General features: G+C 70.8%; 11 protein-coding genes. 10 read left to right on the forward strand and 1 reads right to left on the reverse strand.

Features of this window, described 5'->3' with window-relative positions; genetic code table 11:
* The first annotated feature begins 1 nt into the window (after position 1).
* From KZC57_RS13860 to KZC57_RS13905, 10 genes are all read left to right on the forward strand, one after another.
* Positions 2-250 (forward strand): AbrB/MazE/SpoVT family DNA-binding domain-containing protein, encoded by a 249-nt coding sequence (locus KZC57_RS13860; protein ID WP_247641990.1) that lies wholly within the window; start codon positions 2-4, stop codon positions 248-250.
* A gap of 93 nt (positions 251-343) precedes the next feature.
* Positions 344-2,032 carry an ABC-F family ATP-binding cassette domain-containing protein gene (locus tag KZC57_RS13865; RefSeq protein WP_247641991.1) on the forward strand — a complete coding sequence of 563 codons (1,689 nt, stop codon included), beginning with the start codon at positions 344-346 and terminating at the stop codon, positions 2,030-2,032.
* 45 nt (positions 2,033-2,077) lie between these two features.
* Positions 2,078-3,193, forward strand: a complete 1,116-nt coding sequence (locus KZC57_RS13870; protein WP_025103746.1) for a GuaB3 family IMP dehydrogenase-related protein — start codon at positions 2,078-2,080, stop codon at positions 3,191-3,193.
* Between the two features lie 57 nt (positions 3,194-3,250).
* Positions 3,251-4,009 (forward strand): SURF1 family protein, encoded by a 759-nt coding sequence (locus KZC57_RS13875; protein ID WP_082750040.1) that lies wholly within the window; start codon positions 3,251-3,253, stop codon positions 4,007-4,009.
* 241 nt (positions 4,010-4,250) lie between these two features.
* Positions 4,251-8,891 (forward strand): ExeM/NucH family extracellular endonuclease, encoded by a 4,641-nt coding sequence (locus KZC57_RS13880; protein WP_247641992.1) that lies wholly within the window; start codon positions 4,251-4,253, stop codon positions 8,889-8,891.
* 103 nt (positions 8,892-8,994) lie between these two features.
* Positions 8,995-9,507, forward strand: coding sequence for a DUF3817 domain-containing protein (locus KZC57_RS13885; protein WP_060922041.1), 513 nt, complete (start codon positions 8,995-8,997; stop codon positions 9,505-9,507).
* Entirely contained in the window at positions 9,504-11,090 is a 1,587-nt protein-coding gene (gene guaA, locus KZC57_RS13890; RefSeq protein ID WP_060922040.1) for a glutamine-hydrolyzing GMP synthase, read from the forward strand. The genes KZC57_RS13885 and guaA overlap by 4 nt, the downstream gene beginning before the upstream one ends.
* Positions 11,091-11,098: 8 nt before the next feature.
* Entirely contained in the window at positions 11,099-12,487 is a 1,389-nt protein-coding gene (locus KZC57_RS13895) for a glycosyltransferase (protein ID WP_247641993.1), read from the forward strand.
* 197 nt (positions 12,488-12,684) lie between these two features.
* Positions 12,685-13,113 (forward strand): YciI family protein, encoded by a 429-nt coding sequence (locus KZC57_RS13900; protein ID WP_025103753.1) that lies wholly within the window; start codon positions 12,685-12,687, stop codon positions 13,111-13,113.
* Positions 13,114-13,126: 13 nt separating this feature from the next.
* Positions 13,127-14,422 (forward strand): RNA polymerase sigma factor, encoded by a 1,296-nt coding sequence (locus tag KZC57_RS13905; protein ID WP_247641994.1) that lies wholly within the window; start codon positions 13,127-13,129, stop codon positions 14,420-14,422.
* Between the two features lie 96 nt (positions 14,423-14,518).
* Here the strand turns inward: KZC57_RS13905 and KZC57_RS13910 are convergent, their stop codons facing one another.
* Entirely contained in the window at positions 14,519-14,791 is a 273-nt protein-coding gene (locus KZC57_RS13910) for a GlsB/YeaQ/YmgE family stress response membrane protein (RefSeq protein WP_025103755.1), read from the reverse strand.
* Between the last annotated feature and the right edge of the window lie 111 nt (positions 14,792-14,902).

Raw genomic sequence — 14,902 nt, forward strand, 5'->3', positions numbered from 1 at the left:
CATGACCGCCACCTTCACTGCTTCGCTGGATGACCACGGGCGCCTGGTCATTCCCGGCGAATTGCGCGCGCGGCAGCGTTGGAACGAGGGCACCACTCTGCTGATGATCGAGGAGGACCGCGGCGGCGTCGTCCTCCTCGCACGGGAGCAGGCGCGGACACTTGTCCGTGCGCAGCTCACCGGTGCGAGTCTGGCGAACACGCTCCACGATGAGCGTCGAGCGGCCGCAGCGCAGGAAGACGCGGCTTGACGGGCCCGGAAGGCTCGCCCCGGTGGTCGCGGAGCCGCGCGGACTGATAGCCTGGTCGGCTCGCTGTCCGCGGGCGGAAGGACGGCCACGCCTGTGGGGTACATCGACGCATCCGGGATCTCGCTGACGCTTCCCGATGGCAGACCGCTTCTCGACGAGGTGTCGTTCCGTGTCGGGGCGGGCTCGACGAGTGCTCTCATCGGGCCGAACGGGGCGGGGAAGACGACGCTGCTGCGGATCATCCGCGGCGAGCAGCCGGCCGACGACGGGGTGGTGACGATCGACGGCGGCCTCGGCGTCATGGACCAGTTCGTCGGACACGGCGAGCCGGGCCAGACCGTGCACGAGCTGCTCGTGCGGGTGGCTCCCACCCGCGTCCGTTCCGCCGCGCAGGCGCTGGAGGCGGCGGAGAACGCCCTCATCGACCGCGACGAGCACGACACCCAGATGGCCTACGCCTCCGCGATCGCCGAGTACGCGGACGCCGGCGGCTACGAGCACGAGACCGTGTGGGATCAGTGCACCGTGGCGGCGCTCGGCGTGCCGTTCGAGCGGGCGCGCTACCGCGAGCTCACCTCCCTCTCCGGCGGCGAGCAGAAGCGGCTCGCCCTGGAGGCGCTGCTGCGCGGCCCGGACGAGGTGCTCCTGCTCGACGAGCCGGACAACTACCTCGACGTGCCGACCAAGCGGTGGCTCGAGGAGCGGCTGCGCGCCACCGACAAGACCGTGCTGCTGGTCTCGCACGACCGCGAGCTCCTCGCCAGGGCCGCCGATCGGCTGATCACGCTGGAGCCCGGCGCGGCGGGGTCGACCGCCTGGGTGCACGGCGGGAGCTTCGCCACCTACCACCAGGCGCGCACCGACCGGATGGACCGGCTCGACGAGCTGCGCCGGCGGTGGGACGAGCAGCACGAGAAGCTCCGCGTCCTCGTCGCGAACCTCAAGGTCAAGGCGTCCGCCAACGACGGCTTCGCGTCCCGCTACCAGGCGGCGCAGACGCGGCTGCGGAAGTTCGAGGAGGCGGGCCCGCCGGAGGAGCGGCCCCCGGCGCAGGAGTTCGACATGCGCCTCCGCGGTGCCAGGACCGGCAAGCGGGCCGTCGTCGCGGACCGTCTGGAGCTGACCGGCCTCATGCGTCCGTTCGACACCGAGATCTGGTACGGCGACCGCGTCGGCGTGCTCGGCTCCAACGGCTCGGGCAAGTCGCACTTCCTGCGGCTGTTGGCCCTCGGCGGGACCGACCCGGATCCGTCCCTCGGGCACGTGACCGCGGTCGCGGAGGAGCTCAGCCCGGTCGCGCACACCGGTCGCGCGGTGCTCGGCGCCCGCGTCGTTCCAGGGCTCTTCGCACAGACCCACGCGCATCCGGAGTTCGTCGGCCGCACCCTGCTCGAGATCCTGCACCGCGGGGACGACCTCCGAGACGGGATGCCCCGCGACGCGGCGAGCTCGGCCCTGGACAGGTACGGCCTCGTGCGTCAGGCGCAGCAGCCGTTCGAATCGCTCTCCGGCGGACAGCAGGCGCGGTTCCAGGTGCTCCTGCTCGAGCTCTCCGGCGCGACTCTGCTCCTCCTCGACGAGCCCACCGACAACCTCGACCTCGAGTCGGCCGAGGCGCTGGAGGAGGCGCTCGGACGCTTCGAGGGCACGGTGGTCGCGGTCACGCACGACCGGTGGTTCGCGCGCTCCTTCGACCGGTTCCTCGTGTTCGGAACGGACGGCGAGGTCTACGAGTCCGACGAGCCGGTGTGGGACGAGCGGCGGGTGGCCCGTGCGCGCTGACCGCCGCGGAGGCCGCCGGGCGCCGGGTAGGCTGGACGGGTGACCATGGAGATCGAGCTCGGCCGAGGAAAGCGCGCGCGTCGCGCGTACACGTTCGACGACATCGCGGTGGTGCCCTCGCGGCGCACGCGCAACCCGGAGGACGTGTCCACCGCGTGGACGATCGACGCCTTCGGCTTCGAGATCCCGGTGCTCGGGGCGCCGATGGACTCGGTCGTCAGCCCGCGCACCGCGATCATGCTCGGACAGCTCGGCGGTCTGGGGGTGCTCGATCTGGAGGGGCTCTGGACCCGCTACGAGGACCCGGAGCCGCTGCTCGCCGAGATCGCGGGCCTCGCGGAGGACCGGGCGACCGTGCGCATGCAGGAGCTCTACTCCGAGCCCATCAAGCCCGAGCTCATCACCCGCCGCCTCGCCGAGATCCGGGAGGCGGGCGTCACCGTCGCCGGCTCCCTCACCCCGCAGCGCACTCAGGAGTTCTACGACACCGTCGCCGCGGCCGGGGTCGACCTGTTCGTCATCCGCGGCACGACCGTCTCCGCGGAGCACGTGTCGAGCGTGGCGGAGCCGCTGAACCTCAAGAAGTTCATCTACGACCTCGACGTGCCGGTGATCGTGGGCGGAGCGGCGACCTACACCGCGGCGCTCCACCTCATGCGCACCGGCGCGGCCGGCGTGCTCGTGGGCTTCGGCGGCGGTGCGGCGTCCACCACCCGTGCCACCCTCGGCATCCACGCGCCCATGGCGACCGCGGTGTCGGATGTGGCGGCCGCGCGTCGGGACTACCTCGACGAGTCCGGCGGACGCTACGTGCACGTGATCGCCGATGGCGGCGTCGGCACCTCGGGCGACATCGTGAAGGCGCTCGCCATGGGCGCCGACGCGGTCATGCTCGGCGTCGCCCTGGCCCGTGCCACGGACGCCCCCGGCCAGGGGTTCCACTGGGGTCCCGAGGCGCACCACCCCAAGCTCCCGCGCGGGCGACGCGTCGAGGTGGGCGGCATCGGCACGCTGGAGGAGATCCTCTACGGCCCCGCTCCGGTCGCCGACGGCACCGCGAACCTCATCGGCGCGCTGCGCAAGTCGATGGCCACCACCGGGTACTCCGACCTCAAGGAGTTCCAGCGGGTGGAGGTCGTCCTGGCTCCGTACGAGGCCTGAGGTCTCCGCATCACCGTGACCGCACCTGCTCCCTTCCCGCCGACCCTCCGTGAGGTCATGCTGCGGGGACGCTGGATCGCGATGCTGCTGCTGTGTCTCGTCGTCGCCGGGGTGTTCGCCTGGCTCGGTCAGTGGCAGCTGGAGCGGGCGATCGAGACCGATCCTCCGGCGCCGGGGGCGACCGAGCAGATCCGACCGCTCGATGACGTCGTAGTGCCGGGGGAGTACCTCCCCGAGCCCCTGGTCGGGCAGCGCGTGGAGACCGAGGGTGTCTGGGTCCCCGGGGATTTCCTCGTCGTGGGCAGCCGCTTCAACGACGGCGTCGAGGGGTACTGGGTCACCGGTCAGCTCCGCGTCGACGAGCGGGTCTCGCTGGCGGTGGCCATCGGCTGGGCACCGGATCGGGAGGCCGCCGATGCCGCTGTGGAGCGCCTCGAGGCCGACGCGGACGGCAGCGTGGTCCCCGTCGCCGGTCGCATCATCTCGGATGAGGGTCCGTCGGTGCCGCCGCGCACCGATCCGGAGCAGCTGGACCGGATGTCCCCGGCGGCTCTGTTGAGCCGCTGGCACGACATCGAGCAGCTCGACGTCTACCGTCCGTACCTCGCCTCTACGACCGCGACGGCAGGCCTCGCCGACATCGCCTCCCCGGCGCCCGACGAGCAGTCGCCGGTCAACTGGCTCAACGTGTTCTACGCCGCCGAGTGGGTCATCTTCGCCGGCTTCGCGTTCTACCTCTGGTACCGCCTGGCGAAGGATGCCTGGGAGCGCGAGCTGGAGGAGTTCGAGGACGCCGAGGGGTCCGCGGCCGTCTGACCGCTGTTGCGCATCCGCGCGACGGACGCTGCGCTTCTGCGCGCCGAGACGGCTCCGTGTGAACCTTCGTCAGGGGGTGTCGCGGCCATTCGGTGAGCGCTGGATGACCAATGGGAAAACTCCGTTGAGGATGTCCGAACCGCTCCGTATGCTCGCTCCATGTGCGCACGCTGGGAGTTCCCGATGTGTGCGATGACAGCGTCCTGAGCAGCGCCGGAACACGATCGAGGAGACAGCACCGATGATGTCCGCTCCTGAGCACGGGGAGACCCTGACCCCCGTCTCGCACCGCAGAATCCGAGGGCGCGTGGGCGCCCTCGCCGCGACGTGCGTCGCCGCCCTGAGCCTCGGCTCGCTGGTGGCCGCGCCCGCGTCGGCGAACACCGAGGGCACCGGGGTGGTGATCAACGAGGCCTACCTGTCCGGCGGAAGCGCGGGGGCGGCGTTCACGAACAAGTTCGTGGAGCTGTACAACCCGACGACGGCGCCCGTCACTCTCGACGGCCTGTCGCTGCAGTACCGCTCCGCGGCGGGGACCGGCGCCTTCAACGGCGTCGCGCCGCTGAAGGGCACGATCCCCGCGGGCGGCTACTTCCTCGTGCAGGGGAACAGCAACGGCACCAACGGCGCCGCCCTCCCGACCCCCGACGCCACCACGACGCTGAGCCCGAGCGGCACCAACGGCACGCTGGCCCTCGTCGAGGGCACCGCGGCGGTCACCCTGACCCCCGGCTCGACGGTCGGCGTGGACGGCGTGATCGATCTCCTGGGCTACGGCACCTCGAACACCTTCGAGACGGCGGCCGCCGCCGCACCCTCGAGCAACACCGACGTCCGCTCGCTGAACCGCACCGCGGGTGCCGACAAGGACGACAACAAGGCGGACTTCGCGCTGTCGGCGACGATCACCCCGCAGAACTCCGGTGGCACCGACCCCGGCACCGACCCGGGCGAGGAGCCGGGGACGGAGCCCAAGACCGCCACGATCGCCGAGGTCCAGGGCACCGGCGACGTCTCGCCGCTGGCCGGACAGCGCGTCCGCGTCGAGGGTGTCGTCACCGCCGATCACCGCACCGGCGGCTACAAGGGCATCGTGATCCAGACGCAGGGCTCGGGCGGCGAGACCGACGCGACCCCCGGCGCCTCGGATGGCGTGTTTGTCTTCCTGAACGCGATGGCGCCCACGCTCGAGATCGGCGACCTCGTCTCGGTGACCGGCACCGTGAGCGAGTACTACGGCCAGACCCAGATCGCTCCCGCCGCGGTGGCCGACGTCTCCGTCGTCACCGCGGGTGTGGGCGTGCCCGCCCTCACGCCGCTCCCGGACACCGTGCGCGGTGCCGACCGCGAGCAGTACGAGAACATGTACGTCGCCCCGACAGGCACCTATCGGCTTGCGTCGAGCCACCAGCTCTACAACTACGGGGCGCTGTGGCTGAACGCCGGCGACGACCTCAACGTCAAGAGCACCGAGACCACGCGTCCCGGTGCCGACGCGGCCGCCATCGCGGCCGAGAACCGCGCCAACCGCATCCTGCTCGACGACGCCTGGTCCATCCAGGTGACCAACAACGGCCACCCGGGCCAGCAGCCGTACTTCACGGAGGACACGGTGGTCCGCAACGGCGACACCGTCGACTTCGGGTCCAACGGCTACGTGCTCCAGTGGGGCTTCGACGACTGGCGGCTGCAGCCGGTCGTCCCGATCGACGACGCCTCCCCGGCGGAGCGCAAGGTCACCTTCGAGGCGACCAACCCGCGTCCCGAGAAGGCTCCGGAGGTGGGCGGTGACGCGCAGGTGGCGTCGTTCAACGTCTACAACTACTTCACGACGCTGAAGAGCGAGAACGCCGACGCCCGTGGCGCGGCGAACGCCGCCCAGTTCGCGATCCAGAAGTCCAAGATCGTCTCGGCCATCAACGGCCTCGACGCCGAGATCGTGGCGCTCATGGAGATCGAGAACTCGGTCAAGCTCGGTAAGCCCGTCGACACCGCCCTGAAGGACCTCGTCGCCGGCCTCAACGCCGACGCGGGCTCGGACGTGTGGGACTACGTCCGCACGCCGAAGGCCCTGCAGGACCCGGCGACGACGGACTACATCACCAACGCGATCATCTTCAAGAAGGACGCCGTGAGCACGGTGGGCGACAGCGCCACCGTCACCGACGAGTCGGTGTGGGGCAACGCCCGCGAGCCGATCGCGCAGGCGTTCGACATCGACGGCCGTGTGGTCACCGTCGTCGCCAATCACCTGAAGTCGAAGTCCCCGCCGCAGGGCGCCGGGGCGGAGCCGGCCGACGGCCAGGGCTTCTTCAACGCCGACCGGGTGAAGCAGGCGCAGGCCATCCTCGCCTTCACGGACGAGCTGGCCGAGACCAGCGGCAGCAGCGACATGCTGCTGATCGGCGACTTCAACGCCTACGGGCAGGAAGACCCGATCGACGTGTTCACCTCGCAGGGGTGGAGCGACGTGGCCGCCGACGAGGCCGCAGGACAGTACACGTACACGTTCGACGGGGAGCTCGGCTCGCTCGACCACGTGATCGCGTCGCCCTCGCTCGTCCCGTCGATCACGGGCGCCGGTGTGTGGGGCATCAACTCGCCGGAGTGGAGCGACCGCGGCTATGCGTTCGGCGCCACCGAGGAGGGCACCCCTTACCGGTCCAGCGACCACGACCCGATCCTCGTCGGCGTCTCTTCGGAGATCCCGCCGGTGAACATCGACGTCGTGACGGTGAACGACTTCCACGGCCGTATCGAGGCCGACGGGGCCGCGGCGGGTGCCGCGGTGCTCGCGGGCGCTGTGCAGCAGTTCCGCGCGGCGAACCCGAACACGATCTTCGCCGGAGCCGGCGACCTGATCGGGGCCTCGACGTTCACCTCGTTCATCAACGATGACAACCCCACGATCGACGCGCTCAACGCCGCCGGCCTGGACGTGAGCGCTGCGGGCAACCACGAGTTCGACCAGGGGTGGGAAGACCTGCGCGACCGGGTGCAGGAGCGCGCGGACTGGGAGTACATCTCGTCGAACGTGTTCCTCACCGAGACCGGTGAGCCCGCGCTCGCCCCGGCCTGGGTCAAGGAGCTCGACGGGGTGCGCGTCGGCTTCGTGGGCGCCGTCACCGAAGACCTCGACTCGCTCGTCTCGCCTGAAGGCATCGCGGATCTCGAGGTGCGCAGCATCGTCGACTCCGTGAACGCCGTGGCCGACGACCTGCGCGACGGGGACCCCGCGAACGGCGAGGCGGACGTCGTGATCCTGCTCGTGCACGAGGGTGCGGAGAGCACCGCGCTGTCCGCGATCACCGAGGACTCGCCGCTGGGCGAGATCGTCTACGGCGTCGACGACGACGTGGACGCGATCGTCTCGGCGCACACGCACCTCGCCTACAACCACGTCATCGACGGCCGGCCGGTCGTCTCGGCGGGGCAGTACGGCGAGAACCTCGGCCTCATGAACATCCAGGTCGACCCGAAGACGAAGGAGCTGCTCTCGATCACCAACGAGATCAAGCCCCTCACGTCCGCAGGCAAGCCGCTGTACCCGGCGGTGCCGGAGGTGCAGGCCATCGTCGACAAGGCGAAGGCGGAGGCCGACGTGCTGGGAGCGGTGAAGGTGGGCGACATCACCGCCGACTTCAACCGCGCGCGGCAGACCAACGGCTCGGAGAACCGCGGTGGCGAGTCCACCATCGGCAACTTCGTCGCCGACGTGCAGAAGTGGTCCACGGGTGCGGACATCGCGCTCATGAACCCGGGTGGCATCCGTGCCAACCTGACCTACGCGTCGAGCAACGCCGCCGACCCGAACGGCAACGTCACCTACCGAGAGGCGGCGACCGTCCAGCCGTTCGCGAACACCCTGGTCACGCTGACCCTCACCGGGACGCAGCTGAAGGGCGTGCTGGAGGAGCAGTGGCAGCCGGCCGGATCGGCGCGACCGTTCCTCAAGCTCGGCGTCTCCGAGGGTCTGGTCTACACCTACGACCCGACGGCGGCCGCGGGTTCGCGGATCACCTCGATCACGCTGAACGGCACCGCGATCGACCCGAACGGGGAGTACACGGTGGCGGCGAACTCCTTCCTCGCGGCGGGCGGCGACAACTTCGCCACCTTCAAGGAGGGCGCGGGCAAGCGGGACACCGGCAAGATCGACCTCCAGTCGATGGTCGACTGGTTCGACGCGAACAAGACGGCCTCGCCGGACCTCGCCCAGCGTGCGGTCGGCGTGACCGTCAGTCCGGCTGACGCCGACGGCTACCGCGCGGGCGACCAGGTGACGGTCTCGCTCTCCTCGCTGGCGTTCAGCGGTGGCGAGGCGGCACCGGGAGCGGTCACGCTGTCGCTCGGAGACACCCAGCTCGCGGCCGGCACGGTCGACCCGACCATCGTGGACACCACCGACGAGGGCGGCCGCGCCACCCTCACCTTCGCGGTGCCGTCCGGAGTGTTCGGTGAGCAGCAGCTCACGGTCGAGGTCCCGGCGACGGGCACGACGGTGCAGGTGCCGTTCACGATCGCCGGCGAGGAGGAGTTCGCGGGGACCATCGCGCTCGGCTCCTCGAAGGTGGCCGCGGGTAAGAAGCTCGACGTCACCGGCGAGGGCTACCAGCCCGGCGAGACCGTCACGGTGGAGCTCCGGCCGAAGAAGGGGCAGGGCGTCCAGGTGGGCACGGTGCAGGTCCGGCAGGACGGCACGTTCAGCGCCTCGGTGACGGTGCCGAAGAACGCCCAGCCCGGCAAGTACACCGTCGCGGTGGCGCAGGCCGATGGGGACGAGGCCACGGCCACGGTCACCGTCAACCGCGCCGGCGGCATCGGCGGGATCATCAAGGACATCGTCGACTGGCTGTGGGACCTCCTGACCGGATGGTTCTGACGCCGATCGGCGGATGACGAGGCGGAGGCCGTCGGGGCGACCCGGCGGCCTCCGTCGTTCCCGCGGGGTCGGGGCGTCGCCCGCTGCCGACTAGACTGGGGGCATGCCCGAACCGAAAGTCGCCAGCTTTCCGGCGATCCGCGGTGCGCTGAAGTTCTACCAGATCGCGTCGATCATCACGGGAGTCATGCTGCTCCTGCTGCTCGCCGAGATGGTGCTGAAGTACACCCCGATCCACCTCGAGCTCTTCGCCGGAGGATCGGGCGGCCCGCTCTGGTTCGCCGGCGTCATCGCGGGGCCGGACTGCCAGTGGTGGTCGCTGTTCGCGCCGTGGACGAACTCGTGCGAGATGACCTCCCTCGGGGACGGCTTCAACATCTCGCTGTTCATCCTCGTCGCCCACGGCTGGTTCTACGTCGTCTACCTCTTCGCGTGCTTCCGCATGTGGAGCCTGATGCGCTGGCGCTTCCCGCGGTTCATCCTGCTCGCGCTCGGCGGCGTCGTGCCGCTGCTGTCGTTCTTCATGGAGGCGGTCGTCGCCCGTGAAGTCAAGACCTATCTCGCCACCCGGGAGGCCGCCGAGGCCTCCGCGATCGCCCCGGAAGGTGTCCGTTGACCGAACAGTCCGAGACCCAGCAGCGCCCCGCGCTCGTCGTCGACTTCGGCGCCCAGTACGCGCAGCTCATCGCCCGCCGCGTCCGCGAGGCCGGCGTCTACAGCGAGATCGTGCCGCACACCGCCACGGCCGAGGAGATCGCCGCCAAGAACCCCGTCGCGATCATCCTCTCCGGCGGACCTTCGTCGGTGTACGAGGAGGGCGCGCCGAAGCTCGACCCGTCGGTCTTCGACCTCGGCGTCCCCACGCTCGGCATCTGCTACGGCTTCCAGTACATGGCCCAGACCCTCGGCGGGGAGGTCGCGCACACCGGCCTCCGCGAGTACGGCGCCACGGATGCCGTCATCTCCGGCGACGGCGGCACGCTGCTCAGCGGGCAGCCGACCGAGCAGAACGTGTGGATGAGCCATGGCGACCAGGTCGCGAAGGCACCGGAGGGCTTCGAGGTGCTCGCGACGACGGAGGCCACGAAGGTCGCCGCCTTCGCGAACGAGGAGCGCGGCTTCTACGGCGTGCAGTGGCACCCGGAGGTCAAGCACTCCGACCACGGCCAGCGCGTGCTGGAGAACTTCCTCCACAAGGGGGCGGGCCTCGCGTCCGACTGGAACCCCGACAACGTGATCGCCGAGCAGGTCGAGCGCATCCGCGAGCAGGTCGGCGACGCCCGGGTCATCTCCGCGCTGTCCGGCGGCGTGGACTCCGCCGTCTCGACCGCTCTCGTGCACAAGGCCATCGGCGACCAGCTCACCGCCGTCTTCGTCGACCACGGTCTCCTCCGCAAGGGCGAGCGCGAGCAGGTCGAGAAGGACTACGTCGAGTCCACCGGTGTGCGGCTCATCACGGTCGACGCCGCGGAGACCTTCCTCGGCCATCTGAAGGGCGTGACCGACCCCGAGGAGAAGCGCAAGATCATCGGCCGCGAGTTCATCCGCGCGTTCGAGAAGGTGCAGCTCGACCTCGTCGAGGAGGCGAAGGCCGACGGCGGCGCCCCGGTGAAGTTCCTCGTGCAGGGCACGCTCTATCCGGACGTCGTCGAGTCGGGCGGCGGCGCGGGGACCGCGAACATCAAGTCGCACCACAATGTGGGCGGCCTGCCGGACGACCTCGACTTCGAGCTCATCGAGCCGCTGCGGGCCCTCTTCAAGGACGAGGTCCGTGCGATCGGCCGCGAGCTCGGCATCCCCGAGGCGATCGTCGGGCGTCAGCCGTTTCCGGGGCCCGGCCTCGGTATCCGGATCATCGGTGAGGTCACCGCTGACCGTCTCGAGATTCTGCGTGAGGCCGACGCCATCGCCCGCGAGGAGCTGACCAAGGCGGGACTCGACCAGGAGATCTGGCAGTGCCCCGTCGTGCTCCTCGCTGACGTGCGCTCGGTGGGCGTGCAGGGCGACGGCCGCACCTACGGTCACCCGATCGTGCTGCGTCCGGTCTCCAGCGAAGACGCCATGACGGCCGACTGGACCCGTCTGCCGTACGACGTACTGTCGAAGATCTCGAACCGCATCACGAACGGCGTCCGCGACGTCAACCGCGTCGTGCTGGACGTCACGTCGAAGCCGCCGGGGACGATCGAGTGGGAGTAGGGGGCACGATGCCCCCGGTCTCGGCACCGGTCCTCCCGGACGCCGAGTATCTGGTGCTGTCCAGTCGCCTGATCCCGGGTCTGGACGGCGGGTACACAATCGCGACGCTCGCGCGCGCCAGGATGCTCGCTGGAGCGGGCGCCGGTGAGGGCCGGGGTCCGCAGCTGCTGACCTTCGACCCGGGAACGCGCGCGGATCACGCCGAGCACCGCCGCGTCTTCGCCGACCGCGGCGCGCTCGCGGACCCGGATCGTCTGCGGAACCTCTTCGACGAGGCCGTCGCCCCGCAGGGCGGAGCCGCCGCCTGGCTGCGGGACGCGGCAGACGATGCGGTGACGGTCGACCCCGATGTGGAGTACCGGGTGCTCGCGGACCCGGAGGGTCGTCCCTTCGTGGCCCTCCCGGTGATCCCCGGCAACCCCGACTGGCATCTGACGGATGAACCGGTGCTGGTGTACGACGGCGCCGGCGTGGTTGTCGGGGCGCTGCACGGTTTCCGCGGACTCTACGGTGCCTGGCTCGGGCACGTCACCGCGGCGGTGGGGGACCGTCCGATCGTCGTGATCTGCGAATCCCGTCAGCTCGGCGAACTGGTCGCCGACTGGGGGGACCCGCGCGTGCGCATCCTGCACCCCATCCACACCATGCACGTCGAGGCGCCCTACACGCCCGACGCCGGCTTGAATACGCTCTGGACGCGCTGGTTCCGCCTCGCCGACCGGTTCGATGCGGTCATCTGGCCGACCGCTACGCAGCGGGACGATGTCGTGGCGCGGTTCGGTGAGGCCGCCAACCATGTCGTGGTGCCGAATCCCATCGCGCCGGTCGAGCGTCGTGACGACCTGCGCGAGGAGGGTCTCGTGGTCGTGCTGGGTCGGCTCGCGGCCGGCAAGCGCATCGACCATTCCATCCGCGCTTTCGTCGAGGCGGACGTGCCGGGCTCCCGGATGGAGATCTGGGGCACGGGAGCGGAGCAGGAGCAGCTGGCGGCACTGATCGCCGAGCTCGACGCCGCGGACCGCGTGCGGCTCTGCGGCTATACCGCGGACCCGGCCACCGTGCTCGATCGTGCGTCCGTCCTGATCACCTCCACCGCGTTCGAAGGACAGCCGCTCGGCATCGTGGAGGCGCTCCTGCACGGCACGCCGGTGGTGTCCTACGACGTGCGGTACGGCATCCGCGATGTCCTCGGCGCGGGCGGTGGCGTTCTCGTCCCCGCGGGAGACATCGCTGCGCTGGGCGCTGCGCTGCGGGAACTGCTGACCGACCCGGAGCGTCTGACGGCGCTGCGTGCCGAGGCGCCGGCCGTCGCTGCGGCGTGGAGTCCGGAGCGGTCGATGGAGGCGCTGGCCGCGACCATCTCAGCCGTCGTGCAGGCTCCGTCACGGCGCCGCTGAAACGCGACCGTCCCGATGGGGCGTCGCGGTACGTCGGGTCCGTAGCGCTCCCGCGCCCCCGGCCCCGACGATGTCGAACAGGGCGCTCGGCGTGGGAGCGGGAAGAACTTCCGCCCCCGATGTCGATCTCCGCCGTTCCCGTTCGACGTCTGTGATGAGAGGGTCGAGACACGGCCCTTCGGAACAAGGAGAACATCATGAAGTTCATGCTCATCATGCGCGCGACCGACGACGCGGTGGCGGCCTATCAGGAGATGCCCTTCGAGCAGGTCATCGAGGCCATGGGCCGGTACAACGAGTCCATGATGAAGGCGGGCGTCCTCGTCGCGGGCGAGGGGCTGACCGACGCGGCCGAGGGCTTCGTTGTCGACTTCAGCGCCGAGAAGCCGCTCATCACCGACGGCCCCTATGGGGAGACGAAGGAGCTTTTCAACGGCTTCTGGATCATCGAGGTCTCCTCGCGGGAGGAGGCCGCGGAATGGGCGAGCCGGGCGCCGCTCGGACCGGGATCGTTCCTCGAGGTGCGACGGGTGACCGGGCCGGAGGACTTCCCCGCCGACAACGAGTGGATCGAGAAGGAGGCGGGCTGGCGGGAGGAGCAGGCCCGCCGCGCCGAGCAGGCGTGACGCCGCTGCGCTGATGGACCGCTCACCCGACCCCGTGACGAGCTCGGCCGCCTCCGCGCAGGAGGCGGCCGAGCGGGCCGTCGCGGCGGTGTGGCGCATCGAGTCCGCGCGCATCGTCGGCACACTGACGCGGATGGTCGGCGACTTCGGTCTGGCGGAGGACCTCGCGCAGGAGGCTCTGGTCGCCGCGCTGCGGCAGTGGCCCGTCGAGGGGGTGCCACGCAACGCCGCGGCGTGGCTCACGACCGTGGCGAAGCGGAAGGCGGTGGACGGGTGGCGCCGCCGCGAGCGGCTGGACGACCGCCTCGCTCTGATCGCGCACGACCTCGAACGGGAGAAGGCGCAGGGGCCCGAGCTGCCCTGGGACCCGGATGCCGTGGACGACGATGTGCTACGCCTCCTCTTCATCGCGTGCCACCCGGTGCTCTCCCGGGAGGCGCAGGTCGCGCTGACGCTGCGGGTCGTGGGTGGTCTGTCGAGTGAGGAGATCGCCCGCGCATTCCTCGTCCCCACGGCGACCGTGCAGCAGCGGATCGTGCGCGCGAAGAAGACGCTGGCGGCCGCGCACGCGCCGTTCGAGTTGCCGCCGCGGGAAGAGCAGCCGGCGCGGCTCGGTGCGGTCCTCGGGGTGCTCTATCTCATCTTCAACGAGGCGCACGCGGCCAGCAGCGGTCCGGAGTGGATGCGGCCGGAGCTGAGCGACGAGGCCATCCGGCTCGCCAGGGTGCTTGCCGCGCTGCAGCCTCGGGAACCGGAGGTGCACGGTCTGCTCGCGCTCCTGGAGCTCACCGCCGCACGCTTCCCGGCGCGGACCGACCGGAACGGGAACCCGGTGCTGCTCGCGGATCAGGACCGTCGGCGGTGGGACCACAGCCGCATCGCGCGGGGGAGAGGGGCCCTGGCGCGGGCGGACGGGCTCGGCCGTGGACGCGGGCCGTACACTCTGCAGGCCGCCATCGCCGAATGCCATGCCGTCGCGCCGTCCGTGGACGAGACCGACTGGGATCGCATCGTCGTCCTCTACGAGGCGCTCAGTAGGCTCACCCCGTCCCCGGTGGTGGAGCTGAACCGCGCGGCCGCCGTGGCCATGGCCACCGGGCCCGCCTCCGCCCTGCGGCTGATAGATGAGTTGGCGGCGTCCGGGGCGCTGCACGGCTACCACCTGCTCCCGGCCACGCGCGGCGAGCTGCTGCGGCGACTCGGGCGGGAGAGCGAGGCGCGCAGCGAGTTCGCGGCGGCCGCGGGGCTGGCCGGCAACGACCGTGAGCGCGAGCTCCTGGAGCGCAAGGCGCGTGGCGCCGCGAGCTGACCGGCCGCGGCACGAAAAGACCCGCCCCTCACGGATGCTCTCGCAGCCGTGAGGGACGGGCGTGGGTGACGCGGAGCGCGTCGAGTGGGGTCTGCGTCAGTCGTTGACCCGCTGGCCGCGGCCGGCGATGAGGCCGTAGATCAGCAGCACGATGATCGAACCGCCGATGGCGAGGAGCCAGGTCCCGAGGTCCCAGAACTCGGTGAGCGGACGGTTGAGGATCAGGCTGCCGAGCCAGCCGCCGAGCAGGGCGCCGACGACGCCGAGCAGCAGGGTGATGAACCATCCGCCACCCTGCTTGCCGGGCAGGATCAGCTTCGCGATGGCTCCGGCGATGAGGCCGAGAAGAAGAAAGCCGAGAAAACTCATGGTCAGCTCCTTGGGTCAGGAGCCCCGGGGTGCCGGGGCTTCGTGACACCTACTGTGCCCGGCCGCGGAATCGCGTGCCAACCCCTTGCGCGCTCCCTCCCGGATATGGCA

The sequence above is a fragment of the Microbacterium sp. KSW4-4 genome (assembly GCF_023091185.1).
GTDB lineage: Bacteria > Actinomycetota > Actinomycetes > Actinomycetales > Microbacteriaceae > Microbacterium > Microbacterium paraoxydans.